The organism is Ruegeria atlantica, assembly GCF_013032505.1.
GTDB lineage: Bacteria > Pseudomonadota > Alphaproteobacteria > Rhodobacterales > Rhodobacteraceae > Ruegeria > Ruegeria atlantica_F.
The window spans coordinates 456,721-483,436 of record NZ_WQCG01000001.1 but is presented as its reverse complement, the minus strand read 5'-3'; the positions used below and the strand labels follow the sequence as shown (position 1 = coordinate 483,436).

The 26,716-nt window shown below is 56.1% G+C and carries 28 protein-coding genes; 16 read left to right on the top strand and 12 right to left on the bottom strand.

Annotated features, from left to right (window positions below):
- Nucleotides 1-50: 50 nt before the first annotated feature.
- The 6 genes from GOW92_RS02430 to GOW92_RS02405 are packed head-to-tail and all read left to right on the top strand — an operon-like array spanning nt 51 to nt 5,755.
- Nucleotides 51-650 (top strand): amino acid synthesis family protein, encoded by a 600-nt coding sequence (locus tag GOW92_RS02430; protein WP_170557643.1) that lies wholly within the window; start codon nt 51-53, stop codon nt 648-650.
- Nucleotides 622-1,401 (top strand): alpha/beta fold hydrolase, encoded by a 780-nt coding sequence (locus GOW92_RS02425; RefSeq protein WP_170557642.1) that lies wholly within the window; start codon nt 622-624, stop codon nt 1,399-1,401. Before GOW92_RS02430 ends, GOW92_RS02425 begins: the two co-directional genes overlap by 29 nt.
- The gene (locus tag GOW92_RS02420; RefSeq protein ID WP_170557641.1) at nt 1,398-2,318 is read left to right on the top strand and encodes a flavin reductase family protein; all 921 of its coding nucleotides are present in this window, start codon (nt 1,398-1,400) and stop codon (nt 2,316-2,318) included. Before GOW92_RS02425 ends, GOW92_RS02420 begins: the two co-directional genes overlap by 4 nt.
- Complete coding sequence (locus GOW92_RS02415; protein WP_170557640.1) at nt 2,318-3,352, top strand: LLM class flavin-dependent oxidoreductase; 1,035 nt, start codon at nt 2,318-2,320, stop codon at nt 3,350-3,352. Before GOW92_RS02420 ends, GOW92_RS02415 begins: the two co-directional genes overlap by 1 nt.
- A gap of 8 nt (nt 3,353-3,360) precedes the next feature.
- Nucleotides 3,361-4,839 carry an aldehyde dehydrogenase gene (locus GOW92_RS02410; protein WP_170557639.1) on the top strand — a complete coding sequence of 493 codons (1,479 nt, stop codon included), beginning with the start codon at nt 3,361-3,363 and terminating at the stop codon, nt 4,837-4,839.
- A gap of 43 nt (nt 4,840-4,882) precedes the next feature.
- On the top strand, nt 4,883-5,755 hold the full coding sequence (locus tag GOW92_RS02405) for an urea carboxylase-associated family protein (protein WP_170557638.1): 873 nt from the start codon (nt 4,883-4,885) through the stop codon (nt 5,753-5,755).
- Here the strand turns inward: GOW92_RS02405 and argE are convergent.
- The gene (gene argE, locus GOW92_RS02400; protein ID WP_170557637.1) at nt 5,745-6,902 is read right to left on the bottom strand and encodes an acetylornithine deacetylase; all 1,158 of its coding nucleotides are present in this window, start codon (nt 6,900-6,902) and stop codon (nt 5,745-5,747) included. The two genes, GOW92_RS02405 and argE, sit on opposite strands and share 11 nt — an antisense overlap.
- Entirely contained in the window at nt 6,899-8,083 is a 1,185-nt protein-coding gene (gene doeA, locus GOW92_RS02395; RefSeq protein WP_170557636.1) for an ectoine hydrolase DoeA, read from the bottom strand. Before doeA ends, argE begins: the two co-directional genes overlap by 4 nt.
- A gap of 199 nt (nt 8,084-8,282) precedes the next feature.
- On the opposite strand from doeA, the gene GOW92_RS02390 reads away from it, so the two are divergent.
- The 7 genes from GOW92_RS02390 to GOW92_RS02360 all read left to right on the top strand — a co-directional run bounded on the left by GOW92_RS02390 (nt 8,283) and on the right by GOW92_RS02360 (nt 16,512).
- Nucleotides 8,283-9,428 (top strand): M24 family metallopeptidase, encoded by a 1,146-nt coding sequence (locus GOW92_RS02390; RefSeq protein WP_170557634.1) that lies wholly within the window; start codon nt 8,283-8,285, stop codon nt 9,426-9,428.
- A complete protein-coding gene (locus GOW92_RS02385) occupies nt 9,425-10,132 on the top strand; it encodes a maleate cis-trans isomerase family protein (protein WP_170557632.1) in 708 nt (235 codons plus the stop codon). The genes GOW92_RS02390 and GOW92_RS02385 overlap by 4 nt, the downstream gene beginning before the upstream one ends.
- Before the next feature lie 149 nt (nt 10,133-10,281).
- Complete coding sequence (locus tag GOW92_RS02380; RefSeq protein WP_170557630.1) at nt 10,282-11,373, top strand: ABC transporter ATP-binding protein; 1,092 nt, start codon at nt 10,282-10,284, stop codon at nt 11,371-11,373.
- A 110-nt stretch (nt 11,374-11,483) separates the two neighbouring features.
- Nucleotides 11,484-12,575 carry an extracellular solute-binding protein gene (locus GOW92_RS02375; RefSeq protein WP_170557627.1) on the top strand — a complete coding sequence of 364 codons (1,092 nt, stop codon included), beginning with the start codon at nt 11,484-11,486 and terminating at the stop codon, nt 12,573-12,575.
- 66 nt (nt 12,576-12,641) lie between these two features.
- The gene (locus GOW92_RS02370) at nt 12,642-13,913 is read left to right on the top strand and encodes an ABC transporter permease (RefSeq protein ID WP_170557625.1); all 1,272 of its coding nucleotides are present in this window, start codon (nt 12,642-12,644) and stop codon (nt 13,911-13,913) included.
- 5 nt (nt 13,914-13,918) lie between these two features.
- Nucleotides 13,919-15,130 carry an ABC transporter permease gene (locus tag GOW92_RS02365; RefSeq protein ID WP_170557623.1) on the top strand — a complete coding sequence of 404 codons (1,212 nt, stop codon included), beginning with the start codon at nt 13,919-13,921 and terminating at the stop codon, nt 15,128-15,130.
- A 161-nt stretch (nt 15,131-15,291) separates the two neighbouring features.
- Nucleotides 15,292-16,512: an aminopeptidase P family protein gene (locus tag GOW92_RS02360; RefSeq protein ID WP_170557621.1), complete on the top strand. Its 1,221-nt coding sequence runs from the start codon at nt 15,292-15,294 to the stop codon at nt 16,510-16,512.
- 21 nt (nt 16,513-16,533) lie between these two features.
- Here GOW92_RS02360 and speB read toward each other — a convergent pair whose 3' ends face one another.
- Complete coding sequence (gene speB, locus GOW92_RS02355; RefSeq protein WP_170557619.1) at nt 16,534-17,508, bottom strand: agmatinase; 975 nt, start codon at nt 17,506-17,508, stop codon at nt 16,534-16,536.
- Nucleotides 17,509-17,658: 150 nt separating this feature from the next.
- Between speB and GOW92_RS02350 the strand changes: the two genes are divergently transcribed.
- The 3 genes from GOW92_RS02350 (at nt 17,659) to GOW92_RS02340 (ending at nt 20,052) form a co-directional block, all read left to right on the top strand.
- A complete protein-coding gene (locus GOW92_RS02350) occupies nt 17,659-18,501 on the top strand; it encodes a glycosyltransferase family 25 protein (RefSeq protein ID WP_170557616.1) in 843 nt (280 codons plus the stop codon).
- A gap of 127 nt (nt 18,502-18,628) precedes the next feature.
- Nucleotides 18,629-18,997: a group I truncated hemoglobin gene (locus GOW92_RS02345; RefSeq protein ID WP_170557614.1), complete on the top strand. Its 369-nt coding sequence runs from the start codon at nt 18,629-18,631 to the stop codon at nt 18,995-18,997.
- The gene (locus GOW92_RS02340) at nt 18,994-20,052 is read left to right on the top strand and encodes an adenylate/guanylate cyclase domain-containing protein (protein ID WP_170557612.1); all 1,059 of its coding nucleotides are present in this window, start codon (nt 18,994-18,996) and stop codon (nt 20,050-20,052) included. The genes GOW92_RS02345 and GOW92_RS02340 overlap by 4 nt, the downstream gene beginning before the upstream one ends.
- Nucleotides 20,053-20,058: 6 nt before the next feature.
- On the opposite strand, the gene GOW92_RS02335 is transcribed toward GOW92_RS02340, so the two are convergent.
- The 9 genes from GOW92_RS02335 to GOW92_RS02305 form a co-directional block, all read right to left on the bottom strand.
- Nucleotides 20,059-20,673, bottom strand: a complete 615-nt coding sequence (locus GOW92_RS02335) for a TetR/AcrR family transcriptional regulator (protein ID WP_170557610.1) — start codon at nt 20,671-20,673, stop codon at nt 20,059-20,061.
- Between the two features lie 103 nt (nt 20,674-20,776).
- The gene (gene ppk2 / locus GOW92_RS02330) at nt 20,777-21,646 is read right to left on the bottom strand and encodes a polyphosphate kinase 2 (protein ID WP_170557608.1); all 870 of its coding nucleotides are present in this window, start codon (nt 21,644-21,646) and stop codon (nt 20,777-20,779) included.
- Nucleotides 21,647-21,695: 49 nt separating this feature from the next.
- A complete protein-coding gene (locus GOW92_RS02325) occupies nt 21,696-22,649 on the bottom strand; it encodes an alpha/beta fold hydrolase (protein WP_254452876.1) in 954 nt (317 codons plus the stop codon).
- Complete coding sequence (metA, locus tag GOW92_RS02320; RefSeq protein ID WP_170557604.1) at nt 22,639-23,556, bottom strand: homoserine O-acetyltransferase MetA; 918 nt, start codon at nt 23,554-23,556, stop codon at nt 22,639-22,641. The genes GOW92_RS02325 and metA overlap by 11 nt, the downstream gene beginning before the upstream one ends.
- Nucleotides 23,557-23,595: 39 nt before the next feature.
- Nucleotides 23,596-24,468, bottom strand: a complete 873-nt coding sequence (locus GOW92_RS02315; RefSeq protein WP_170557602.1) for an ATPase — start codon at nt 24,466-24,468, stop codon at nt 23,596-23,598.
- Nucleotides 24,469-24,517: 49 nt separating this feature from the next.
- Nucleotides 24,518-24,664, bottom strand: a complete 147-nt coding sequence (locus tag GOW92_RS25270; RefSeq protein WP_368040244.1) for a hypothetical protein — start codon at nt 24,662-24,664, stop codon at nt 24,518-24,520.
- 75 nt (nt 24,665-24,739) lie between these two features.
- Nucleotides 24,740-25,150, bottom strand: coding sequence for a hypothetical protein (locus tag GOW92_RS25265; RefSeq protein ID WP_368040243.1), 411 nt, complete (start codon nt 25,148-25,150; stop codon nt 24,740-24,742).
- A gap of 18 nt (nt 25,151-25,168) precedes the next feature.
- Nucleotides 25,169-25,411: a hypothetical protein gene (locus tag GOW92_RS25260; RefSeq protein WP_368040242.1), complete on the bottom strand. Its 243-nt coding sequence runs from the start codon at nt 25,409-25,411 to the stop codon at nt 25,169-25,171.
- A gap of 102 nt (nt 25,412-25,513) precedes the next feature.
- Nucleotides 25,514-26,641: an OmpP1/FadL family transporter gene (locus GOW92_RS02305; RefSeq protein WP_170557600.1), complete on the bottom strand. Its 1,128-nt coding sequence runs from the start codon at nt 26,639-26,641 to the stop codon at nt 25,514-25,516.
- Nucleotides 26,642-26,716 lie beyond the last annotated feature (75 nt).

Below are 26,716 nucleotides of genomic sequence, written 5' to 3'. Positions count from 1 at the left end.
AAGTGCCGGCCGATCAAAGATATTTTCCATACTCAAGATTGGGGGATATCGTGCAGCCGGAAATTCGAAAAATAGTGACCTTTGACGAAGAAGTGCTGGTCGAAGGGTTTCGCAAAGCCGACCGGCCGTGGCGAACATTCGCCGTGGCGGCGGTTGTGACCAACCCTTGGGCGGGGCGCTATGTCGAGGACCTGCGGCCCGAAATTCTGGCCTATGGCCCGATCCTGGGTCAGGAACTGACCGACAGGATGATCGCACTTGCCGGAAGTGGTGAGGCGATAGAAGCCTATGGTAAGGCGGCTGTCGTAGGACTGGACGGAGAGGTCGAACATGCCTCAGGCCTGATCCACACGTTGCATTTCGGAAATATCTTCCGGCAAGCAGTTGGCGCTAAATCCTACCTGTCGTTCACAAATACCAGGGGTCCAGCGAACACACCAATCATGGTGCCGTTGATGGACAAGAACGATGCGGGCCGCCGGTCGCATTACCTGACGCTGCAATTTGCGATTCCCGACGCACCCCGCGCAGATGAGATTGTCGTGGTTCTGGGCGGCGCGACCTCGGGCCGTCCGCATCATCGCATCGGAGATCGTTATCAGGATTTGAAGGATCTGGGCCATGACGTGGACAATCCGGCCTCGGTCTGACATCGGCGGGCTTTCAGCCATTGACGTCGCAGAGGGGCCTCTCGTGGTTCTGCTCCACGGCGTTGGGCTAAGGGCGGAAGCCTGGGGCGCGCAAATCGATGCACTCTCCGCCGCCGGGTACCGGGTTCTGTGTCCGGACATGCCCGGCCACGGGGAAACCCTGTTCAACCGCCCCATTGGATTGAAAGGGTACGCTGATCCGATTGCGGCCCTGTTGACTGAACCTGCCGTGCTGGTTGGACACTCGATGGGTGCATTGATCGCTTTGGACATTGCAGCGTCACGTCATGATCAAGTGATGGGCGTGGCCGCGCTGAACGCGATCTACCGCAGATCCCCGGAAGCGCGCGCTGCAATTCAGTCGCGTGCGGCTGCGTTGGATGCATGGTCCGTGAATGACCCTTCCGGGACTCTGCAACGTTGGTTTGGCGATCAAGCAACCGATGAGCGCAAGGCCTGTTCGCGATGGCTGACAGAGGTCAATCCGGGTGCTTACAAGGCAGCCTATACAGTTTTTGCCGAAAGCGATGGGCTGACAGACGCGCAACTGGCGAAAATCGAATGCCCTGCGTTGTTTATGACGGGCGCAGATGAGCCGAATTCCACGCCGGACATGTCACGTGGCATGGCGCAACAGGTGTCAAACGGGCAGGTCGAGATCGTTCCTGAAGCCGCCCATATGATGCCCATGACGCATCCGGCTGACGTTAACTCCAAGCTGCTTGAGTTCGTGCGGAGGTGCCTGCCATGACCCGGATTGACACTCGTGCCTTGCGTGACGCGTTCGGCAATTTCATGACCGGAGTGACGGTTGTGACGACCCGCGATACCTCTGGTACGCCCTTTGGGTTCACAGCGAATTCCTTCACATCCGTGTCGCTTGATCCGCCTTTGCTGTTGGTCTGCCCCGGCAAGTTTCTTTCCAGCCACGATATCTTTGCCGAATGCTCGCATTTTGCGGTGAATGTTCTGGCGGATGGTCAGCAGGATATTTCCAACACCTTCGCAAGCTTCAAGGGCGACCGATTTGGTCGGGTGACGCATCGCGACGGCCCAAATGGGTTGCCGCTGATCGACGGGGCGCTGGCGCAATTCAGCTGCGAAACGCATCAGGCGCTGCCTACCGGCGACCATACGGTTCTGATTGGCCGCGTCAAAGAGTTCAACCATATCGGTGGTAACGGTCTGGGGTATGTGAACGGATCGTATTTCAGTCTTGGACTTGAGCGTGAGATGGACGCCCGGGTGCCAACGATCTGCGGAGCGATCGTTGCGGCGAATGAAAAGGTTCTTCTGGAGCGCCACGACGGCGCGTTTCGCCCGGTTCAAATCGCCGGTGCAGAACCCGGAGGGCAACGCAACAGGTTGGCACAAGGCCTTTCCGGTCGTGGTATTCAGGCGCAGATTGAACAGGTCTATTCGTCGTTCAACGATGCGGAAACGAACCTTCAATACACGTTCTTTCTGGCGTCTTGTGCTCAGAACACCCCGATAGAAAATGCCGAATGGGTAGATATCGGTGATCTAACCGATCTGACTTACGCCAGTAACAGCTTGCACCACATGATGACCCGCTACGCCCTTGAAGCCCGCGAGGGCGTTTTCGGGCTGTATCTCGGTGACGCCGAACGCGGCGAAATTCACAGTTTCGGTAAAGGAGCCATTTGATGGAGTTTTCACTGTTTGCCCACGTGGAACGTCTGACCCCGGATCAGCCTCACGATGTTCTGTATGATGAATTCGTGAGCCTGGTGAAGATGGCTGATGACGGGGGCATGCGGGCAGTTTGGACAGGTGAACATCATGGGATGGAGTTCACCATTGCCCCCAACCCGTTTCTGTCGCTGGTCGATCTGGCGCATCACACGCGCAATGTGCGGCTAGGGACAGGAACCGTTATTGCGCCGTTTTGGCATCCGATCAAACTGGCCGGTGAAGCCGCCGCAGCGGATCAGATGACGAAAGGGCGTATCGAGTTGGGGATCGCGCGCGGTGCGTATTCCTATGAATACGAACGCCTGATGCCGGGAATGGACGCTTGGGAAGCGGGGCAGCGCATGCGCGAGTCCACCCCGCTGTTGCCTCAGATCTGGAAGGGCGATTGTGCCCATGAAGGCGAGTTCTATGCGTTTCCGGCCGCAACTTCGGCACCGAAGCCATATCAGAAGGACGGCCCGCCAATCTGGATCGCCGCGCGGGATCCAAACAGTCATGAATTCGGCGTTCACAACGGTTTCAATATTCAAGTCACCCCGCTGTGGCAGGGGATGGAAGAGATTGAAACACTGATGGGGCGGTTCAACGATGCCTGCGATAGCTATGCGGGGCCGCGCCCCAAAATCATGCTGTTGCACCACACCTATGTCGCCAAAGATGACGACGACGTAGCACGGGGCGTGCAAGATCTGCGCCGGTACTACAATTACTTTGGTGCATGGTTCATGAACAAACGGCCGGTTGAACAGGGCTTGATCAAGCCGATTACCGAGGCCGAGATGGACGCGAACCCGATGTATACCAAAGAAAAGTTGGGCCGCGATCTGACAGTTGGGACTGCCCAACAGGTGATCGACAGGATCAAACGCTATGAAGATCTTGGATATGACGAGTTTTCGTTCTGGGTCGACAGCGGCATGACCAATGAACGCAAGCGCGCGTCTTTGGCGCGGTTCATCGACGACGTCATGCCAGCATTTCAGTGAGGACCACCATGGGAAACCTTCCGCATTTTCAGCTTTTCATTGATGGCGCCTGGACCGAAGGGGCAGCCTCACAGGTAATGACGTCTGAAAACCCGGCGACTGGTCAAGGATGGGCCACCTTCGCTTGCGCCTCGTCCGAGGATGTCGACCGCGCCATCGCTGCTGCCAAACGTGTTTTGGATGATCCTGAATGGCGGGATATGACGCAGACCCAGCGGGGCAAACTTTTGTATCGACTGGCCGAATTGGTTGCCGAGAACGCGGCCCGGCTGGGTGAGTTGGAGACGACCGACAGCGGAAAGTTGTTGGCAGAAACCTCGGCTCAGACCGGGTATGTCGCGGATTACTACCGTTACTTTGCGGGGCTGGCAGACAAGGTCGAAGGCACGGTCCTGCCGATCGACAAGCCTGACATGCACGTCTTTACCACACGCGAAGCGATCGGCGTTGTTGCCGCCATTGTGCCGTGGAACGCGCAAATGTTCCTGACCGCGACCAAGCTGGGCCCGGCGTTGGCTGCAGGGTGCTCTGTGGTGCTGAAGGCGTCGGAAATAGCACCTGCGCCGATGCTGGAATTCGCAAAGCTGATCGAACAAGCGGGGTTCCCGCCCGGTGTTGTGTCGGTCATCACCGGTGATGCGGAAAACTGCGCAATTCCACTGACCCGCCATCCTGATGTCGACCGAATTGCCTTTACCGGCGGGCCTGAGACCGCCCGCCATGTGGTGCGAAACTCAGCCGAGAACTTTGCCGTCACCTCTCTGGAACTGGGTGGAAAATCTCCGATCCTCGTGTTCGAAGATGCTGATCTGGACGGTGCAGCAAATGGCCTGATTGCGGGGAATTTTGGCGCATCAGGCCAAAGTTGTGTGGCAGGTACGCGCGGTCTGGTGCATCGGTCGATCCTGGAACCTCTAGTCGAACGGATCGCCGAAAAGGCCAGCGCCATCCGGTTGGGTGATCCTTTGCAGCCCGAAACGCATGTTGGACCGCTTTGCACGGCAGCGCAGGTGCGCAAGATCGAAGAGACTTTGGCCAAAGCGCGGGGGCAGGGAGCTGTAATTCATCTCGGCGGAAAAGTTGCAGACCGTGCCGGAAATTACATGAACCCCACTTTGGTCGAATGCGTGTCGCCCGAGACCGAAACGTTGAAGGTCGAAATGTTCGGACCTGTCATGTCCTTGTTGCCGTTCGATACCGAAGAAGAAGCTATCGAGCTGGCAAACAGCACGCCCTACGGGTTGGGGTCCGGTGTATTCACTCAGAACCTGGCGCGCGCGCATCGCGTATCAAAACGGATCAGGGCTGGGATCTGCTGGGTGAACACCTATCGCGCGATCTCTCCTATCGCGCCGTTTGGCGGGTTCAATCAGTCGGGATATGGCCGCGAGGCCGGCGTTGAGGCGATCCTGGATTACACCAGAACCAAGACCACCTGGATCAGCACCGCGCAAGAGCCGATGGCGAACCCCTTCATAATGCGTTAAAGAATCGGCAAAGCAGGGCATCGGGCCGGGATGGGAGGCGACTATGAAGCTAGTAAAACCAAACTTCCCGCCGCCCGTAGATGCGGCAGACCGCAAGGCGATTGCGCCAGTTATCTGCTACCCGCCGGAATCGCTTGATCCACCAGACTTAACCACCTTGTCTATACTGCGCGAAGGCGCGGTCAAAACGGCTGAAGTCATAGCAGCGCCGCGCGATGCGGCCTGTATTGAAGTTCCAGCAGGCGCTTTTGTCAGGGTGGTATCGGTCGATGGTCCGCAGGTCGGTGACCTGAACATGTGGAACAAGCATGACCTGACCGAGCGGTTCTACTCCGGCAAAACCCGCGCGCTGCACGGCACGCACCTGTCCACCGGAGACCGGATGTGGTCGAGCTTTCCCAATATGCGACCGATGGCGACGATCGTGGCTGATACTTTGGATTGGTACGGGTTCGATTCCTATGGCGGATCGGTCCATGACGTGATTGGCACACGGTGTGATCCGTATACCGGGCGTTTGCTTTCGGGGGACGACTATCACTATTGCTGCCACTCGAACCTTACCCGCGCACTGGCCAGCCATTGCGACCTGCCGCTGCATGAGGCCGAGATGCTGGTGCATGACGTGCTGAACGTGTTCATGTGCACTGGATTTACCCGCGATACCGGCCAGTATTTTATGAAAGCCAGCCCGGTACGCCCCGGCGATTACCTTGAGTTCCACGCAGAAATCGATCTGATCGTCGGCCTGTCTGCGTGCCCCGGAGGGGATTGTTCCTCGGAACACTCCTCAGACGCGGCGGCCTGCTATCCGTTGGTGATGGAAGTCTACGACCCAGGCGAGGACGCACGGGCTGCGCATGTGCAACCAGATCGGTCAAAATATGACCGCACCCACGGCGTGGTTAACGGGTGAGGCGATGACCCAAGCGGGTTAGCATTCTGCAGCACATGTCCAACTGTTCAATCTCGAGGAACTCGTCCGCCTTGTGGGCCTGTGCGATTGAACCTGGCCCGCAAACGATCGCGTGAACGCCAAGCTTCTGAAACAATCCGGCCTCGGTCGCAAAGGCAACGACACCTGTACCGTTGGCCCCGGTCAGTTCGGCGACCAGATCACGGGCTGCGTTTTCTTCCATGGGCTCAAGGCCTTCGACCTCGGCGATAGCCTCTTGCGTGATACTCGAGTCACTGTGGACCGCTTGCATTTCCGGCAGCAACGAATGCTTTACGTAGTCCGAAAGGGTCTTTTTGACGAGGTCGGCGTCACTTGCTTGCACAGGCCGCATCTCCCACAAGACCTCGGCCTTGCTGGCGATGACATTGTGGGCAACACCCCCGGTGATTTGCCCGATATTGACAGTGGTCCAGGGCGGCTCGAACCGGCTGTCTGCCGGTGCGCGAGACTTGAGAATGTGGCGCAACTCCAGCAGTTTGCCGATATATCGTGCAGCATATTCTGCAGCATTCACCCCGTCATCGGGAGCCGAGCTGTGTCCCTCTAGCCCGTAGAAGCGGGTGGTATATTCAAAGCAGCCCTTGTGACCCTCGATCACGCGCATCTCGGTCGGCTCGCCAATAATTGCAATGTCCGGGACAATGCCGCGATCAGACAGATCATCAACCAGCGTTTGGGCACCAAGGCAGCCGACTTCTTCATCGTAAGTAAAGGCAAAGTGCAGTGGCTGGGTCAGCTTCCGGGCCTCCAGTGTTTCGCCGAAAGCCACCGCCGCAGCGATAAAGCCCTTCATGTCGCATGTGCCGCGACCGTAGAGTTTGCCGTCACTTTCCGCCAAATTAAACGGATCTTTCGTCCAGTCCTGATCGGCCACCGGCACCACATCCGTATGGCCGGACAGAAGGATACCACCGGGTTGATCGGGGCCGATCGTGGCAAACACATTGGCCTTGGTGCCAGTCTTGTCCCGCGTGACGATACATCGCGCGCCCAGTGCCTCGAGCCGTTCGGTCAGATAGCTGATCATTTCCAGATTCGAATCTGCTGACACCGTCTCAAAAACGATCAGGTCCGCTAATAGTTCCAGGGTTCTCGGTAAGGTCATGGCTTTACAAACAGCTTTCTGGGGCGGTTGCAGAAACATTCGGCAGGTCCGGATTCAGTGATGAGGATCGACTCAGTGATCTCCAACCCCCAATCGTCCATCCAAAGGCCGGGCATGAAATGAAAGGTCATACCGGGTTCCAGTACGGTCTCATCCTCGGGGCGCAGGGAAATCGTGCGTTCGCCCCAATCGGGTGGATAGCTGAGGCCGATTGGATAACCGCATCGCGCGCCGCGTTCGATACCGGCCCGTTCCAGCGGGGCGGCCAGCGCCAAAGCTATGTCACGCGCCTGATTGCCGGCACGCGCGGCTTCTAGTCCCGCCTCAAGCCCTTCTACGAGGGCAGCTTCAGCACGAAGCAAATAGTCGGGTGGCTTCCCCAAAAAGACCGAGCGACAGAAAGGTGCGTGGTAACGGCGATAGCAGCCAGACAGTTCGAAAAACGTGCACTCACCGGTTTTGAATGGTTCGCCATCCCATGTCAGGTGGGGGGCAGCGGCATCCGGGCCGGACGGGAGCAGGGGCACAATGGCTGCGTAGTCACCCCAGTCGCTGCCAACTCCGGTGACAGCGTCACGGTAGATTTGTGCGACGAGGTCATTCTTGCGCATACCCGGTTCAATGCGTTCCAATACGCCGTCGGTTACATGCTCGGATATGCGGGCCGCCTTTCGCATCAGCGCGATTTCTTCATCGGATTTAACCGCACGCTGCCAGTTGACCAAAGCGTTTGCGTCGACAAGCTGTGCTTCGGGTAGCTCTGCCAGCAAGGTAAGGTGTGCCTTTGCTGAGTAGTAATAATTGTCCAACTCAACACCAATGCGCCCCTTGGCGATACCGGCATCCGTAATCAATGCGGCCAAATCCTGCATTGGATGACGCACGGTGGATTGCACGTATTCGTCCGCATAACCGCGGATTCGATCACTCGTCATCCAAACAGTTCTACGCGCGCCATTTGCGTCTTGATTGCGACCCCACCAGACCGGGTCGGCGTCGTGCAGGACCAGCACACCTTGATGCACATAGAATGACCAGCCGTCATAACCCGTCAGCCATGCCATGTTCGAAGGATCTTCGATGAACAGGGCATCCAAACCTGCTGCTGCCATGGCAGCGCGGGTCTTTGCCAATCTTCGATCATATTCGGCGCGGCTGAAGGCTGGATCAGAATGGGGCATTTTAGGCTCCTGTCTGGGGCGAGTTTTGTTGACAGAACTTGACGAATGCGATCACGTCAATGGGCATCACAGAAAGGACACCAAATTGAGAATCTCACCACCCTCTAATCGCAACGACCAAAAGCAGATTTTTCCCGCTCAGCACCCTTCAATCGATGTCGTGGGCGAAGGTTCTGAGCACCTTTTCCGAGGTCGCTGAATGAGGGGGTTTGACAACTCAGAGTTCGCTGCGCGCACCGAGCGCGCGCAGCGCAGGATGCAAGCCTCAGGTTTATCAGCGTTGCTTCTGACGACGGAACCTGAAGTCCGGTATTTTACCGGGTATCTAACGCGGTTTTGGGAAAGCCCAACGCGTCCCTGGTTTCTGATCGTTCCCGCGAGCGGCAAGCCGATTGCCGTGATCCCTTCGATCGGGGCCGCGCTGATGGCAGAGACATGGATTGACGACATTCGAATCTGGACTGCACCAGATTTGATGGACGACGGTATCAGCCTATTGGCCGAGACCCTTCGCGAGGTGAGCCCCAACGGCGCGAGGATAGGATTGCCCGATGGGCATGAAACGCATGTCAGAATTCCGCTAGCAGATCTTCGACGTCTGCAGCAGGCGATCGGTCCGCGAGAAATTTGTGGCGATGAAGGTATTATTCGCGCGCTGCGAATGGTGAAATCATCATCCGAAATTGCAAAGATCGAAACGGCTTGCGCTATCGCCGGGCGCGCATTTCAAAAGGTTCCCGAAATTGCGAAAGAAGGTGTGGCGCTGGATGCGGTTTTTCGCCGGTTCCAGATGCTGTGTCTGGACGAGGGGGCCGATTGGGTTCCGTATCTTGCCGGCGGCGCGGAACAGGGTGGCTACACAGATGTAATTTCCCCCGCGACCGATACGCGGCTGCAGCGGGGCGATGTTCTGATGCTGGATACCGGTCTGGTTTGGGATGGGTATTTCTGCGACTACGACCGCAATTGGGCCATCGTCTCAGCCAATGCACAGGTGAAGTCGGCCTACGGTGCCCTGATCGAGGCTTCGGATGCGGCATTCGAGATTGCGCGTCCTGGCGCCACGGCAGCAGATTTGTTTCAGGCAATGAATTCTGTGCTGTCGCGCGGCGACGCCGATACGGGGGCAGGGCGATTGGGGCACGGTCTGGGCATGTCGCTGACAGAATGGCCGTCCCTTATTCCAACCGACCATACGGTGTTAGAGCCAGGCATGGTCCTGACGCTTGAGCCGGGCATTGCCGTTGGTGACAAGATCCTTGTTCACGAAGAGAACATCGCAATAACTGAAGGCGAGCCTCGCTTTATTAGTCCCCGCGCTGATCAGGAGTTGCCCGAGATATGACGCGTTTGCCTTATGCCATTGACGCAGATGATCCCGCCACATCCCCGATGGGTTTAATTGTCCTCCAGACAGACGAAACGCTTGAGCCGGAATTCAACGCATATTTTTCTGATCGCAGTTGTCCCATCTACGTCTCCAGAATACCCAGCGGGAAAGAGGTGACCACCGATACATTGGCCGAGATGAAAACAGCCTTACCCGCTGCTGCTGATCTGTTGCCCAAGACCCGCCCATACCGTGTTGTGGGATATGGGTGCACCTCTGCCAGCTCGGTTATCGGCTCGGAACAGGTCGAGCAAATGGTTCAAATGACCTGCGAGGCGTCGGTTGTTACCAACCCATTACGCGCGGCATCCGAATGCGCCCACGACCTTGGTGTCGCAAAGTTTGCGCTTTTGTCCCCGTATATCGAAGAAGTGAACGATCCCTTACGTAACGCATTTTCGAGAAACGGGATTTCGATGGATGTTTTTGGCACATTCGGAGAAGCCGAAGAGGCCAAAGTCGCGCGGATTTCGCGGAAGTCTCTGATTGAGGCTGCAGTAAAGCTTGGGCAGGATGAATCAGTTGAAGCTGTTTTTCTAAGTTGCACGAATCTAAGAACTTTTGATGTCATCCCAGTGGTACAGGAACACCTGAAAAAACCGGTGCTTTCCAGCAATCAAAGCCTTGCGTGGCACATGCGAAAACTAAATTCCGCGTGAAAACCCTGCTGCAATCGACCTAATCGTTAAACAGGTGACAAATTTTGGTTGCGCGTAGCACCCTGCATGTCCTTAAATGGCTGCGACAGGTCTTTGAGATCCGGATGAACCGGGCAAGCAGGGACCGCACAGGGGAGACTAATCGGTAAATGTCTAATGACGCAGCGTTCGTCGAGTTTCAGCATGTCCAAAAATCCTATGATGGCGAGATCCTTGTTGTAAAAGACCTCAACCTTTCAATGCCGAAGGGTGAGTTTCTTACAATGCTTGGGCCCTCAGGGTCCGGCAAGACAACTTGCCTGATGATGCTGGCAGGTTTTGAAACAGCCACACATGGCGAGATTATGTTGGACGGACGGCCGATCAACAATATCCCACCGCATAAACGCGGTATCGGCATGGTATTCCAGAACTACGCTTTGTTCCCGCACATGACGGTGGCAGAAAATCTGTCCTTTCCGCTGGAAGTGCGGAATATTGGCAAGGATGCGCGAGAAGAAAAGGTTCGCCGGGCACTTGATATGGTCCAGATGGGGGCCTTTGGCAGCCGTCGACCGGCGCAATTGTCCGGGGGTCAGCAACAGCGGATCGCCTTGGCACGCGCGCTGGTGTTCGAACCCGAACTGGTTTTGATGGATGAACCGTTGGGCGCGCTCGACAAACAACTGCGCGAGCATATGCAGTTTGAAATCACACGTCTGGCGCATGAACTGGGTATCACCACCGTCTATGTAACCCACGACCAGACCGAAGCGTTGACAATGTCGGATCGCGTCGCGGTGTTCGATGATGGGCGCATTCAGCAACTTGCTCCGCCGGACTTGCTGTACGAAGAGCCGGAGAACAGCTTCGTTGCTCAATTCATTGGTGAAAACAACACTTTGGAAGGCGTTGTTAAATCTATTAACGGCGACGAATGTGTTGTTACGCTGGATGATGGATCGGAAATTGATGCAAAGCCAGTCAATGTCCACGCGGCGGGAGACCGGACCAAAGTGTCAATCCGGCCCGAACGGGTGGAGTTCAACAAGGATCGTCTGCACGCCGACGCGCACACGCTGAAGGCGACGGTGAAAGAGTTCATTTACATGGGCGACGTCTTCCGCTTCCGTCTATCGGTTGCCGGGAATGATGATTTTATCATCAAGACGCGTAACGCACCGGACGCTATCAGGCTGTCGCCGGGCCAGGAAGTCGAGATCGGCTGGCTCGCGCGCGACTGCCGGGCATTGGACGCCTGATCAGGAATTACCCCGCTCGTGTAACCAATATGTGCGGGGAAAGGCATGCGTGGGTTACCCCGTGGCCCAACCGCAATGAAAAAGATTAACGGGAAAACAGGGAGTTAACGATGAAAGTTACCAAAACCACTCTAATGGCGAGTGCGATTGTGGCTGTTGCCGGCGCCGCGTCAGCCGAAGAGATGACGATCGTCTCTTGGGGCGGAGCCTATTCCAAATCGCAACTGAAGGCCTATCACGAGCCCTATTCAGAAAAGACCGGCGTCACCATCCTGAATGATGACAGCTCGGCCGAGGCGGTTGCCAAACTGCGGGCCATGAACGAAGCTGGCAACGTTACCTGGGATGTTGTTGACGTTGTTGCGGCGGACGCCATTCGTCTTTGCGACGAAGGTCTGGCGCTGGAAATTGACTTTGACACCCAGCTGGCTCCGGCTCCGGATGGGACGTCTGCCTCCGACGACTTCGGCGATCTACTGGTCAGCGACTGCTTTATCCCGCAGATCGTGTACTCGACCACATTCGGCTATCGTACCGATCTGGTCGGCGATAACCCTCCGACCGAAATCTGCGCAGTGTTTGACTTGGAAAACTACCCGGGCAAACGTTCGCTGGAAAAACGTCCGATCAACAACATGGAATGGGCGCTGCTATGTGACGGCGTTGCCAAAGACGACGTTTATGACGTTCTGGCGACCCCGGAAGGGCAGGATCAGGCTCTGGCCAAGTTGGACACCATCAAGGACAGCGTTGTCTGGTGGTCCGCAGGTGCAGATACGCCTCAGTTGCTGGCCGACGGCGAAGTCATCATGGGCTCAACCTACAACGGTCGCCTGTTCAGTGTGATCGAAGAGCAGAAGCAGCCCGTTGCCATGCTGTGGGACGCGCAGGTATTCGATCTGGATGGCTGGATCATTCCCGCCGGTCTGAGCGAAGAGCGCCAACAGCGTGCCTTGGACTACATCATGTTCGCAACAGACACGCAGCGTCTGGCGGATCAGGCCAAGTACATCTCGTACGGCCCGGCACGTGCGTCTTCGGCACCGCTGGTTGGTCAGCACGCTGATCTGGGTATCGACATGGCACCACACATGCCTACTGATCCGGAAAACGCCAAGAACACGTTCCTGTACAACTACGAGTTCTGGGCTGACTACCGCGACGATATCGACGCGAAATTCCAGGCATGGCTGGCAAAATAAGCCGGTTCTGAAAAACATGGCCGGGGCCGCCATTGGCCCCGGCTTACCTAAGACCAAGGGACGCAGATGACTGACGCTACTCAATCCGGTCCGATGCTTGCTGCCGATGGCACGCCGCTGAAGAAATCTCTGGCGCGATCCTTGCGCCGCCGAAAACTTCGGGCTTTGGCTCTGATTGCGCCCTTGCTGCTGTTTGTACTGCTGTCCTTTGTGATACCGATCGTTTCGATGCTGTTCCGCTCGGTTGAGAACGGGATAGTGTCCCAAACGCTTCCCCTTACGGTGGTCGAGTTGCAGAATTGGGATGCCGAAAGCGGAGAGCTACCGGATGAGGCGCTGTATGCGGCCTTTGCCAAAGATATGGTCGCCGCAATTGACGCAAAAGAACATACGAAACTGGGTTCACGCCTGAACTACGAACAGACAGGAATGTCCTCGATGTTCAGGCAATCGGGACGCAAGATCAAACGATTGGACCCAGAAGCTGACGCGCCGTTCAAGGAAAAGCTGATCGAGATTCACGACGGCTGGGGGGATGTGAATACCTGGCGTGTGATCAAGACGCATGCAGTGCCGATCACCAATGGGTACTTCCTGAACGCCGTTGATATGCAGCGCACGCCAGAAGGTGCGCAGGCCCAACCCGAAGATAAACGTATCCTTATCAAGCTGTTCGGGCGGACCTTGTTCATGTCGCTGATTATTACTGGCTCGTGTATTCTGCTCGCCTATCCGATCTCGTACCTGCTGGCCAATCTGCCGATGCGCGTTTCGAACCTGCTGATGATTTTGGTGCTGCTTCCGTTCTGGACCTCGCTGCTGGTGCGGACGTCTGCGTGGAAAGTGATGTTGCAACAGCAAGGGGTGATCAACGAGACGTTGGTCTGGCTGGGGTTTGTTGCCGATGATGCAAGGCTGGTGATCATCAACAACCAATTCGGCACGATCATTGCGATGACGCATATCCTGCTGCCGTTCATGATCCTGCCGATGTATTCGGTCATGCAGACGATCCCGCCGACTTACACTCGCGCGGCGAAATCCATGGGCGCTACGAACTGGACGACCTTCTGGCGGATTTACTTCCCCCAATCCATTCCGGGCATCGGCGCGGGGTCGATCCTCGTGTTCATTCTGGCGATCGGCTACTACATCACGCCCGAGATCGTAGGCGGCACTAAAGGTGTCTTCATCTCGAACCGGATTGCGTATCACATTTCGTCGTCACTCAACTGGGGACTAGCTGCGGCGCTGGGTACAATACTATTGGCGGTCGTTCTTCTACTTTACTGGTGCTACGACAAGATCGTCGGCATTGATAACGTCAAGCTGGGATAAAGAATATGGCTGCACTTACACCAATATCCCGCAAACCGCTGTCGATGGTTCTGCCGACTGTCGCAATCGCTGGAGGATTTCTAGGCATGTTTGTCGGTGCCGGGCAGGACAATGTCCTGTTGGGCATAGTGATCGGTGCTGCACTGATGGCGGGTCTGGCGTGGTTGTATATCAACGTGCTGGACAATGAACGCGTCGCGCGTTGGATCACGATCCTGGGACTTGCTGCGATTGGGTTTTTCTTTGCGGGCATCACGGGCTTAATCGTCGGACTTTTGGCGGGATGGTTTTTTGCGTTCTTCATCTTCTGGCTCTACGAAGGGCGCTATCGCCAAAAATTGCTGCCTTACATGACAGCAGGTCAGGTGTTGTGGCACTATACTTTCCGGGTGATCTGTGGCGCGATCTTCGTGTTCCTGATCACGCCGATCCTTGTGGTTCTGCCCCTGTCGTTCAATGCGCAGGACTTCTTTACCTTTACGCCGGAAATGCTGCGTCTGGACCCTGAGGGTTATTCGCTGAAGCACTACCGTGACTTCTTCACCAACAATGAATGGCAGCGCAGTTTCAAGAACTCGCTGATCATTGCCCCGATTGCGACCATTATCTCGGTCACGTTGGGAACACTGGCGGCGATTGGCCTTAGTCAGTCGCACGTTCCGGGTCGCCGGGCGATCATGGGCATCCTGATTTCACCGATGATCGTGCCGCTGATCATTTCGGCCACCGGTATGTTCTTTTTCTACAGTGACATCGGCCGTTTTCTTGAAGGCTCGCTTGGCATGAACAAGAACTTCGTCGGATATGTCAAAGTTGTGCTGGCCCATGCTGTTCTCGGGATTCCTTTCGTGATCATCACGGTGACCGCGACGTTGGTGGGATTCGATCAGTCACTTACGAGGGCTGCTGCGAATATGGGCGCGGGTCCGGTGCGGACGTTCTTCAAAATCCAGATGCCTCTAATCCTGCCGGGTGTGATTTCGGGTGGACTGTTCGCCTTTATTACTTCGTTTGACGAAGTTGTGGTGGTTCTGTTTGTCGGCTCGGCCAGCCAGAAGACACTGCCGTGGCAGATGTTCACCGGCCTGCGCGAGCAGATCAGCCCGACCATTCTGGCCGTCGCGACCATCCTTGTGGTGATCTCAATCGCGCTGTTGACTACGGTCGAACTGCTGCGCCGCCGGTCAGAACGTCTGCGGGGCCTCAGCCCGGCTTGACGCGACTCAAAAGCTGATTTAGCGATTTCACCATGCACCTCGGTCACGATGGCGTCGTGACGAAACGCGGGGTGCATGGCTCTCGGATCCCGAGGCCGCTCGTCCTGAACGCCGGGACTTGTGGCCGGGCGATGCCAGTCCGGCGTTGAGGAGAGTCAAAGATGAAAGATCTAAACAATCGCCCCGAGTTCTTCACAAGCCACAATGGCGACAAGGCGCCTTTGCCGTTCAGCCGCGCGGAATACGATCGTCGCCTTGCCAGCCTGCGTGCAACAATGACGGCGCGTGATATTCCGGCCGTTTTGCTGACGTCGATGCACAACATCGCATACTACTCAGGCTTCCTGTACTGCTCGTTTGGCCGCCCATACGGTTGTGTTGTGACGCAGGATGCTTGCACGACGGTGTCGGCGAATATCGACGCCGGGCAACCGTGGCGACGGTCGGTTGAAGAGAACGTGATCTACACCGATTGGAAGCGGAACAACTACTGGCGTGCAGTGGCCAACCTGATCGGGTCGGCGCGTCGCGTCGGCATTGAAGGTGATCATTTGACACTAGCGATGCGTGACACTGCGGTGGACATGTTGGGCGCACCTGAACTGGTCGACATTGCGCCTGACACGATGGCTGCGCGGATGGTGAAATCGGCTGAAGAGATCGAACTGATCAAGGGTGGTGCGCGGACAGCAGACGTAGGCGGCGCGGCCATTCATGCAGCGATCCGCGAAGGTGCGACCGAGATCGAGATCGCAATGGCAGGCCGCGACGCAATGGAAGCCGAGATTGCGCGTGCTTATCCCGACGCCGAATACCGCGATACCTGGGTCTGGTTTCAGTCCGGCCTGAACACCGATGGTGCGCATAACCCCGTCACCAAGCGGGCGCTGGAAAAGGGCGATATCCTGTCTCTGAACACCTTCCCGATGATCTCGGGCTACTACACCGCTCTGGAACGGACCCTTTTCTTGGGTGAGCCGGATGCTGAAAGCCTGCGTATTTGGAAGGCCAATGTTGCTGCGCATGAGCTGGGCCTGAGCTTGATCAAGCCGGGTGCGACCTGTTCCGGAATCTGTGAAGAGATCAACCGCTTCTTCGCCGACGAAGGCCTGCTGCAGTACCGTTCATTCGGATACGGCCATTCTTTCGGGATCCTCAGTCACTATTACGGGCGCGAAGCGGGGCTGGAGCTGCGCGAGGATATCGATACGGTTCTGGAACCGGGCATGGTCGTTTCAATTGAGCCGATGCTGTGGATTCCAGAAGGTCAGAAGGGTGCAGGCGGATACCGGGAACACGATATTTTGGTGGTCGAGGAAACCGGCGCTGAGAACATCACTGGCTTCCCCTACGGCCCTGAACACAACACGATCAGTGCATGATCTATTCGGCAGGAAGGGCGCTTAGCCCTTCTTGCCACGTTCGTGAAAAATGAATCCGATGAAGTTCAACAGAACCTGCGCTGCCAGAATCTGCGTGCTCTCGGTCGGGTCGTAGTTCGGAGCTACTTCGACAAGGTCAATTCCAACCACCTCTCCGCGTTTCGCAAGCCCCTGAATGATCTCTAGGACATCATAGTACTGGAACCCGCCGTGGCTGGGCGTTCCGGTGCCAGAGGCGATAGAAGGGCAGAACGCGTCAATATCAATCGTCACATAGTACCGTGCGCCCTCGGGGATGCGCGCCAGAACGCCATTAGTACCAAGCTTGCGCACCTGTCGCACGGACAGAATGTCAGACCCACGGGCGCGGGCGTCCTCATACCCTTCTTTGGCTGTTGATGACACGTTCCGGATGCCCAGTTGTGTCATGCCTGAAACGTAAGGCTTTTCAATCGCGCGTCGCATGGGGTTGCCGTGTCCCGCGGTCACGCCGTGGCGTTCGTCTACGAAGTCCAGATGTGCATCGATCTGAACAACGTGGATGGGTCCGTTTTTTTCGCAATCTTTCTCGAAAGCGTTGATACACGGGATGTTGACCGAGTGATCTCCGCCGATGGTAACGGGCAGGGCGCCCGCGTTCAGCATCTTTTCCACACCGAATTGAATGTTTGCGTGGCTTTCTTCGGTTTTGGTGTGAATGATATCCGCATCGCCGATATCGACCATCCGGACCGAGGCATCTAGGTAAGTGGCATCATCCTCGTGATCATACGCGCCTGCGTGCCCAAAGCTGAACAGGGTCGACGCCTCTCGCACCGCCCTTGGGCCGAAACGGGCGCCCGAGCGCCATTGCGTGCCAAAATCAAAAGGGGCTCCCATGATGGCGACGTCGGCTTCGATTTTGTCCCAATCCATGACATACGGAGCCTTGCCAAAAGTCGAAATGCCCACAAACGGAAGGTTGAGGCGGCCGCCAGAATATCCATGAGACGTCATTACAAGAATCCTGTTTTTTGTTTTCCCAGCGCAGCTTAATCGGGGCTTCTAATTCTGAATAGGCATAACGCAATGCTTATTGCCCAAGCACGGACTTGATTGTCCGCCTCACCGGTGTGTATCTGGCGTAACCGCTTGAAAGGAAACGCCGTGGGACGTCAGGAACTGCCACCAAAAACGGGTGCCTTTTTTATTAACCTAGATCGGGTCCCGGCACGCTGTGATTTCATGGAGGCGCAGTTTGAACATAGTGGCCTAGCGGGTGCCACCCGGTTCAGCGCGACAGACGCACAGCAAAGTGGCGCGCTGGATGCCAATGGCTATGCTCCTGGTACCGGCAGCCGGTGGGGTTTGCGGCGAAGCGAAATCGCTTGTTTCGAAAGCCATCGTGCTGTTTGGCAAACGGCCGTGGATCAAAACCTGAATGCTGTGGCTGTTTTCGAAGATGACGTCGAAATGTCTTCTCAGGCAGGGTTTGTAATCTCAGCTTTGTTGGAAGACCCAGATGCCTTTGACATGGTCAAACTGGACTATTCTCCCAAATCCCTTCGTTTTGGGCCTGAGGCCCGTATCGCGGGCGTAAACGTTCGGCCCATGCTAGAGATGGCGCCAAGTGCTGCGGCTTACGTGCTGTCGCAGCGGGCCTGCCAAAAACTGCTGTCTTGGTCCGAAAGATATTCTGATCACCTTGACGACTTCGTTTCAATTCCGCGTCCGGATTGGCGGATGTATCAGTGTTTTCCAGCAGTTGGGGTGCAGATGATATGGTCGAAACAACAGGATCAGACGGTCGAAGAGGTAAAAGTCAGCGAGCGATCACAGGACGTAAAAACCAACTCTGAACTGGACAAAGGGCCGCTTTGGTTCCGTCTTCGACGAGAGCTAAAGGCCACTGGACGTAAGCTGTATTGGCGTTTTGGCGGCCAAACGCGGTTGCTGGAGCAGGGGGGATACGTAGGTTTCATTCCCTGTACCGACGATCTGAGCGTTTGAATTCAAGTCACAGTAAGACCACCTGAATGGTCGCTGCACGCCGCGTTCGCGTCATAAGCGTTAACAAAACTGTCAATATGATATAACCTCGTGACGTTAGTGGTGTGTAACGTTTGGGTTTTGTGTCGTGGGGCAGACTATTTACGAAAAATACGGTGGCTTCAAAACGATCTCTCGGGTCGTTATGACGTTCTACGAAATGGCGTTGGAGTCTGATCAGATCGGCGGCCACTTCGAAGACATAGACATGCCCCGATTGATCGATCATCAAACCAAGTTCGTTTCCTCTTTGGTTGGCGGGCCCGCGTCCTTTAGCGATGACAGAATTGAGGCCGTCCATCGTCATCTGAAAATCTCTCACGCCGATTTTGACGAAATGGCCGCGCTCTTTAGTGAGGCCCTTTCGATGCATGGTATGGAAGACGCACATATAAAGATTGCCCTTAATGCCATTGAGTCCAAGCGGGCAATAATCGTGGCGCGCGACGCCGCATGAGTATCCTGGCGATAAATGAACAGTTGCTGCGTGCGATCGGCGTGGGTGTCGCCGTTGTGCGGGCGTCGGATTTGGGTTTCGTGTTCCACAACGGTCCGTTTACCGAATGGTTCGGCGCGCCGACCGAAGGTCAGACCCTTTTGGACTATTTCCCTGATCTTGATCCAAAAGAGCTTGAGGACGTCAAACAATCGGGCTTGCGCTATTCGGTTGAATTGCAAGTCAAACCCAAGCGCCGAACGCTAATTTTCGCCGTCGCAGTTTCATTGGCCAGTGGCCTGTCCGAGCAAGTGCTGGTGGTGGAGTTTCAGAACATAACTCGCATTCGCGAGCTTGAGAGCATGATCGACAGCTATTCGACCATGGTCGAGCGTAACACGCGCGAATTGGAACGCGAGAAAGAGCGTGTCGAACGGTTGTTGTTGAACCTCATGCCGCGCGCTGTGTACGAGGAATTCAAAACCTTCGGTGTCGTCACCCCGCAGCTGTACGATCAAGTATCGGTCGTGATGCTGGATTTTGTGGGTTTTACGGATTTCGCGGCCAAGACCGACCCGACCGTTACGCTCAGCGAATTGAACGACATCTTCACGGCTTTCGATAGAATCGTCGAACAATACGGTTGCGAACGGATCAAGACCATCGGCGACGCTTATTTGGCTGTCTCGGGTATGCCGGATGCCACGCCGGACCACGCAACGGCAGTCGCCCATTGTGCGGTCCGGTTCCTTCGTTATCTCGAACGGCGCAACGAAAGCCATCCGCATAAATGGCAGGCCCGGATCGGTCTGGGTATGGGGCCTGCGGTCGGTTCGGTCGTGGGTATTCAGAAATACGTTTACGATGTGTTTGGCCCGGCGGTGAACATTGCCTCACGTCTGCAAGTCTTTGCGAATCCGATGAATATCGTTGCCCCGGAAGAGATGAAATATGCCCTGATCGACGAGTTTCAGGTGTCCGATCTGGGTCCGGTTGATATCAAGGGCATGGGGTCGATGGACCTGATCAATGTCACGTCGGGTCTCAGCGCGCCTGCACCACGACCGATGTTTTAACTGCGTTCAGTCGTCCTGCGGCACCAGTCCCAAGCCCCGCAAATAAATACCGATTCCGCTTTCCAGTAGATCCTCTGGCGGGAATGGTGAACTTGCACCAGTGTTGCGTGCATAAAGCTCAACAACGCCGTGGCTCATGGCCCAGATATGGGCACTAAACATCGACGCCGGAGGTCGCTTTTCCGGCGGGATATGCTGGGAAAGATCACCAGCTGCCTTTTCCAGCACGCTTTTGGCCCTGTTCGCAGCCAGAGCCAATTCGGGCGTTCGGTTTACGGATATCCCGCTTTCAAACATGGCGATGTAGTGGCCAGGGTGTTTGCGGGCAAAAGCCAGATAAGCCCGACCCGTCGCCTCAAAAGCAGCTAGAGCCGAGGGTTGGCCCGTGTCATAAGCGTATTGCATTAGGTCCGCGAACATTTCGAACCCCTGACGCGCCGCCTCGGCGATCAGATCCTCGCGCCCTTGAAAATGCCTATAAACCGCGGCCGGTGTTACGCCTGCAGTTTTTGCGGCCTCGGACAGAGTAAAGCCGGTCGGGCCCTTTTCTTCGACAAGCGACAGGGCGGCCTCGATCAGGGCTTGCTTGAGATTGCCGTGGTGATACCCGCGTTTCGCCATGCCTGTGTCACGAGCCTTTTTGTTTAAGCCTTGGGGAACCAAGACATAATCCACGCATACCGGTTCGTCCAACACTTGCCGGCGATAGAGCGCGAAATTGTCATCACGCGTCCCAAACCTCGGGCCCGCCGCAGATCAGGGGGTCGATCTTGCCGATAGCTTTTTTGTTTTTCTCATCGTAGTCCAGCGCGTTCAGAACGGTTCGAATGGCCGCAATTCGGGCGCGTTTCTTGTCATCTGACCGAACAATGGTCCAAGGGCAATGATCTGTGTGGCTGCGGGTCAGAGTCTCTGAGATCGACTGCGTATATTCGTCCCATTTGCTGAGCCCTGCAACGTCGATTGGGCTGAGTTTCCATTGTTTTAGCGGGTCAGTCTCACGTGACAAGAACCGGTTCAACTGTTCCGCGCGTCCAACGTTTAGCCAGAACTTGAACAGTTGAATCCCGTCGTTTACCAACCCTGTTTCCAGCGGCAGAACCTGTCGGAAAAACCGCTCGCGTTCTTCGGGTTCGCAAAAGCCAAAGACATTTTCAACCACCCCGCGGTTGTACCAGCTACGGTCGAAGAACACGATTTCTCCGGCCGCAGGCAGGTGTTGTATGTAACGCTGAAAATACCACTGGCTGCGTTCGGTATCAGAGGGTTTGCTCAGCGCCACGTTGCGGGCACCGCGCGGATTGAGGTTCTCGCGAAAGCGTTTAATGGTACCGCCTTTACCCGCAGCATCGCGGCCTTCGAAAATGATCGCGATGCGTTGGTTTGTTTCCTTGACCCAGGATTGCATTTTGACCAGCTCGATCTGGAGCAATTCCATCTCTTTGTCGTAATCCTTACGCTTCATGCGTTCTTCGTAAGGATAGGTCGGGTTCAGGATGTCGTCTTTCTTAGCTTTTTCAATGGCCGACCGCACGTCTTTCGGGGCTTCCTTGCGGAAGTATTTCTCAATGGAACCTTTGTCCGAACGTGCCATACGCTACCTCGCCATAAAATCCATATCCTACTATGGATTAGCTGGCGGTTTAACGCAAACCTGCACGCTCAGCAGCGCGGTCGATTGCTGATGCAACTTCGGGTGCGGCCACGACCTGTGGCATGTGACCAATCCCTGGAAGTTCGATTAGCTCGGCATTGGGGATCTGGTCAATCAGCTGTTCGGCGTGCCATGCGAAACTGACAGTTGTATCAGCCGTTCCATGAACGACTTCTGTCGGCACAGAAATCTCGCCGTAACGGGGCTGCAGCGCGCGCACTTCGTCCAGCAGGTTTGCTCGCTGCTTGGCATTGGCGTGCATCGAAGCACGCCGCATCGTCAGGCCGGGGCCGAAGTGCTGTGAATATCCTTCCGGCGCAACCTGAGGGGCAAAGACCTTGTCTAACGCTTTTTCCACGTACCATTCGGGGACAAACGCGGTGATCAGGGGCAGGGCAAGAGTGTTGCCTGCCGGGGTTGACGCAAGCTTGTTGAAGCCATCCAGCGGCGTCTCCCACGGGATTGCAGCTGGTGCGATCAGGACAAGGGCGGATATGTTTTCGGGCCGCGTGACGGCCCAAGCCAGCGACACGGACCCGCCATAGCTTTGTCCCGCAACAATGGGTCTATCGGCCCCTAGTTGGGCTGCAGCCTTTTGCAGGATTAGCGCTTGTTCCTCAATGGTTTCGCCGTTTGGGTTGAAGCTGTCACTATAGCCCAGTCCGGGGCGGTCGAACACGATCACACGGAAGTTTTTGGCCAGAATTGGCGCAAGGGCAAACGTCATGTCGCGGGTGTTGCCGCTGGACCCGTGGATCAGAACCACATCGGGACCTTCGCCCATGACCACCGCATGTACGGCGACCCCGTCAACCATGACCAATTCACCCTCAGGGGGGAAGTTGGCCTCGGCCGCCGCTTCGTTGTGAGCTGCGCGCCAGAAGGCCAGCAGGGTCAGGCCCGATAAGACGAGGCCAAGGAATATGAGAGCTTTAATGACCAATGTTTTCCATGTTGAACGGGGTGGACTGGTAAATCTCATTGATCCAGTTGCCATAAAGCAGATGCGCGTGGCTGCGCCACCGGTTCTGTGGCGGCTGCGACGGATCATCGTCTGGATAATAATTCATCGGCACGTTGATGGGGGTCCCGTTCGAGACATCGCGGTCATATTCCTGCTTCAACGTATCGCTGTCATATTCGAAATGGTTGAAGATATAGATCGCGCGATGCGCGCGGTCTTCGACCAAACAAGGACCAACCTCTTCGCTGCCCAGAAGCGTCGTCAGACCGGGTGCGTCGTTGATCTCAGTTTGTTTCATTTCCGTCCACCGGCTGACCGGTATGACGCAATCGTCTGAAAAGCCGCGTAAAAACGGGGATGCAGGGACCAGGTTCTGATGTCGGAAACAACCAAAGGCCTTGGCGTCCAGCATGTGCTTTCGAACGCCGTGGAAATGGTTGATCATCGCCATCCCGCCCCAGCAGACACCAAAGGTGGAATGCACATTTGTCTGCGTCCACTCAAAGACTTCGGTCATTTCGTCCCAATAGGTGACGTCATCGAATTCCAAATGTTCGATCGGCGCGCCGGTGATGATCAGGCCGTCGAACTTCTGATCCTTCACCTCTTGGAAGGGTTGATAGAACTCGGCCATATGATCGGCGGCGGTGTTCTTCGTGCGATGTTCCGTCATGCGGATAAGCGACAGGTCGATCTGCAGCGGAGTCGCACCAATCAGACGCGCAAACTGGTTTTCAGTCTGAATCTTCTTGGGCATCAGATTCAACAACCCGATCCGCAAAGGACGGATGTCCTGACGCATCGCCTGATCCGCTGCCATGACCATGACGCCCTCTTTGGTGAGAACGTCGTAAGCAGGTAGGTCGGAAGGGATCTTGATCGGCATCAGGTGCAAGCCTTTGGAGTTATTGTGTAGAGGCGGTAATTAAGCCCGGTTTGCCCGGGTCTCAAGGGTGCGTTCGATCAACTCATCGAAATCACCGGCATCGCGGACCTTGTTCATGTCGTCAGCAGTGACCGCGACACCCCAATTGTCCGCCATGGCCTGATAGCGCGGCTGGCGGTGCGCCAATGCGCGGGCATAGGTCCAGCGGATAAAGGCGTCCGGGTCGACGTCTTCGGGCGCATAACCATGTTCGGCGAGGTATTCGTCCCACACCCGGGTCAGAAACTCGGGCTGATAAGACATCGGCTTTGGTGCCTTGTCGAAACGGCGGATCAGTTCGGCTGTGTGATCTTCATCGCCTTTAATCCAGATCATAAGGGTTTGCCGGGACAGCTCGGACAGGACGTGATCTGCAGGGTCCTCAGGATCGACCCACTCGCAGATAGACCCACCGGTATCGCAAATGAAGTTTGGATACTGATAAAGGCGTTTGGCGCGGTCGATGAAATACTCGGTATCCAGCAGAGCGTGGATTTCAGCCAGGCGAAACTGCTCTTGCCGCCGTCGATATTCCGTCAGTTCAAGCCCGCCCAGTTCGGGGTTGCCCGGTTTGCCCAGATAGGTGGCGACCGGCGTCAGATTTTCGAATGAGATGTTCGAGCCGATATAGATCGAATCCGACAGCAGGAGGTCGCGCAGGAAAGGCACCTTCATCGCCTCAGCCTTGGCATTGTCGATGATGTATTCACCCATGTATCGGGTGCCGATGCGGTAATCGATCGAGTAGTGAAACCAGTCTCCGGAGTCGCGTAGAACGTTTGACACATAGGTCTTGCCCAGCCCCGACATGCCGAAGAACAGCACTTTTTTCCGGGCCGCTTCGCGCCAGTCCATTGCCGAGCTGTAGATCATTGTCCGCTGTCCCTTTTTCTGACCTAGCTAAAACGGGCAGGGGGCGGCGTCAATCACGTGAGCGGGACCAGTTCAGAATCAGTAGTCCGACCGCCAGCACTGCAAATCCCAGAAAGGCCTGCGATGGTAAGGCTTCGTCGCGTATCACAGTGCCCAGTACGTTGGCCACGGGCGGAATGACAAGCGGCACCAACATCAAGTTTCCAGCACCCGCCATCGCAAGAACGCGGTAGTAAAGCAAATACGCCCCGGCGGTCGCGATCAGGGCGTATTAAGCAATCGCCACCCATGTGATCGCTGGCAGGTTCAAAGGAGGGAGCGCGCCGATTGTCAGCGAAACAGGCAAAATCAGATTGGTCGAACCAATCAGCATGCCAGCGGCCGCAACAATGGGGGACAGTCCTGACAACTGTATTCTAGCCCATGCACCCGCGAAGGCGTATGAAACAGTGGCGGTGATAACGGCCAGCTGAGCGACGCTTTGAGGGTCGAAGGTTGCGAAATTCGTAAGTCCAATTGCAATTGCAACGCCCAGAAAACCCAGACCGACACCCACACCGCGCGCGAGGGTCGGCCGTTCATCCTTGAAAAAGATGGCGGCGATCAGAACGCCAAAAATGGCGGTTGCGGCATTCAAGATCGATGTCAGACCGGTCTCGATATAGAGCTGCCCCCAAGCCATACGTGAAGTGGGATTGCATTATTTAACAATCCCACCTTCAGAAACGCGCTCCAGACGCGCGGACTGGTTGGAACGCTCAGCTTTTTGACCCAAACTACGATCCACAGCGCCAGCATCGCCCAGCAAACACGATGCAGAACCGAAGTCATGACCGGGATCGCGTCCGGGGCAACTCGGATTTTGATAAAGGATGCGCCCCAGATTTTCCCAGGGTAAAAGTTCGGTCCAAGCCATTGGTGAGAGATGTTTTTGAGGTTCCATGGCCCTTCTTGCATTCCCAAAGGCGTTGTTCGACAGGAAAATTGAGCAAAGAAAAACCCCGCCAAAAATGGCGGGGCTTTGGTTTGGATATCCCTAAGAGGATCAGTTCAGCGTATAAGTGAGCTGCAGACCGACACTCCACGCCGAGTTGCCCGAGAATTGGCCACCTGTGGTGGTGGTCGCATCTCCGATGTCGGTGTAGCGGATGCCACCCGAAATCTGCGCCTGCTCAAACGTGTATGTACCGCCTACGCCAAGGCTCCAGAACCCGTCGGTTGGGCCGAGGTTGGAGACTGCAGAACCCGAGGACGTTTCATAGCCCGCAGAAATTGCGCCAGAAAACTCTTCGGTGAACTTGTAGCCAAGACCAAGAGTGTACGTGAACGTGTCGTCCGCGTAGTCAACCAGGTTCTGTTGTGCAGCGGCGGTATAAACCGGCGGTGCCAGAACTGTCTGCGGCCAGTCAACCCAGCGGATCGATCCAAACAGCAGCGTTTTAGGCGCGACACCGGTCTGGAAGTCCAGATTCACCGATTGAGGAGTCACAACTTCTGTTTCGGTTTCCGACGTCACGAGCGGTGCAGGGACGGGCGGTGGTCTCCGGTTAATGGACTCTGTCGAGTCGAAATCATGTGTGATTTTCGAATTGTAGGTCAGTGCGACACGTGCCGCGATGTCCGGGCGTTCCCACGCGACACCGACGACGTAACCGAAATCAACCTCAGAGCCGGACTCGAATTCGTACCCGGCAACGACCGGTACAGCCACGGTTGCTTTGGCCCGCTGAGCGCGGATACCACCGATGGCGCTGAAGCCTCCATCGAATTTATAGCGTACCAGGGCGGTGATTGCGTCAACATCCGCCTTTGCGCGCAATACGTCTGTGCGACCACCAAAACCGGCCAATGGGTTCTGCGACAAAGGATAGTTCGATGGATATTCGACATCTGCGCCGTAGGGTTCGTCGTAGATGATCGCGAAATCCAGTTGGTCGGTAAACGAATGTTTGTACGCCAGATGTGGCGTCCAGAAACTATTGGCGATGTTTCCGGAATCGACGCCATTCTGCTCGCCGCTCACGTCAGGGTTTGCATACCCCAAACGGAACTGTACGACAGAGCCTTCCTCAAACAGAATGTTGACGCCCTGACCGCTACGATCAAGTCCGCCAGCGTAAGCCCCAGTCGCGCCAACGCATACCGCGCACGCCTGTAGAAGCGCTTTTTTCATTAGTTCCTCCCTCTAGGTCTCCTGAAGGTCAGTGCCTGTGAATGTGTGGTGCGGGACCGACCTGCATTGTGGTGC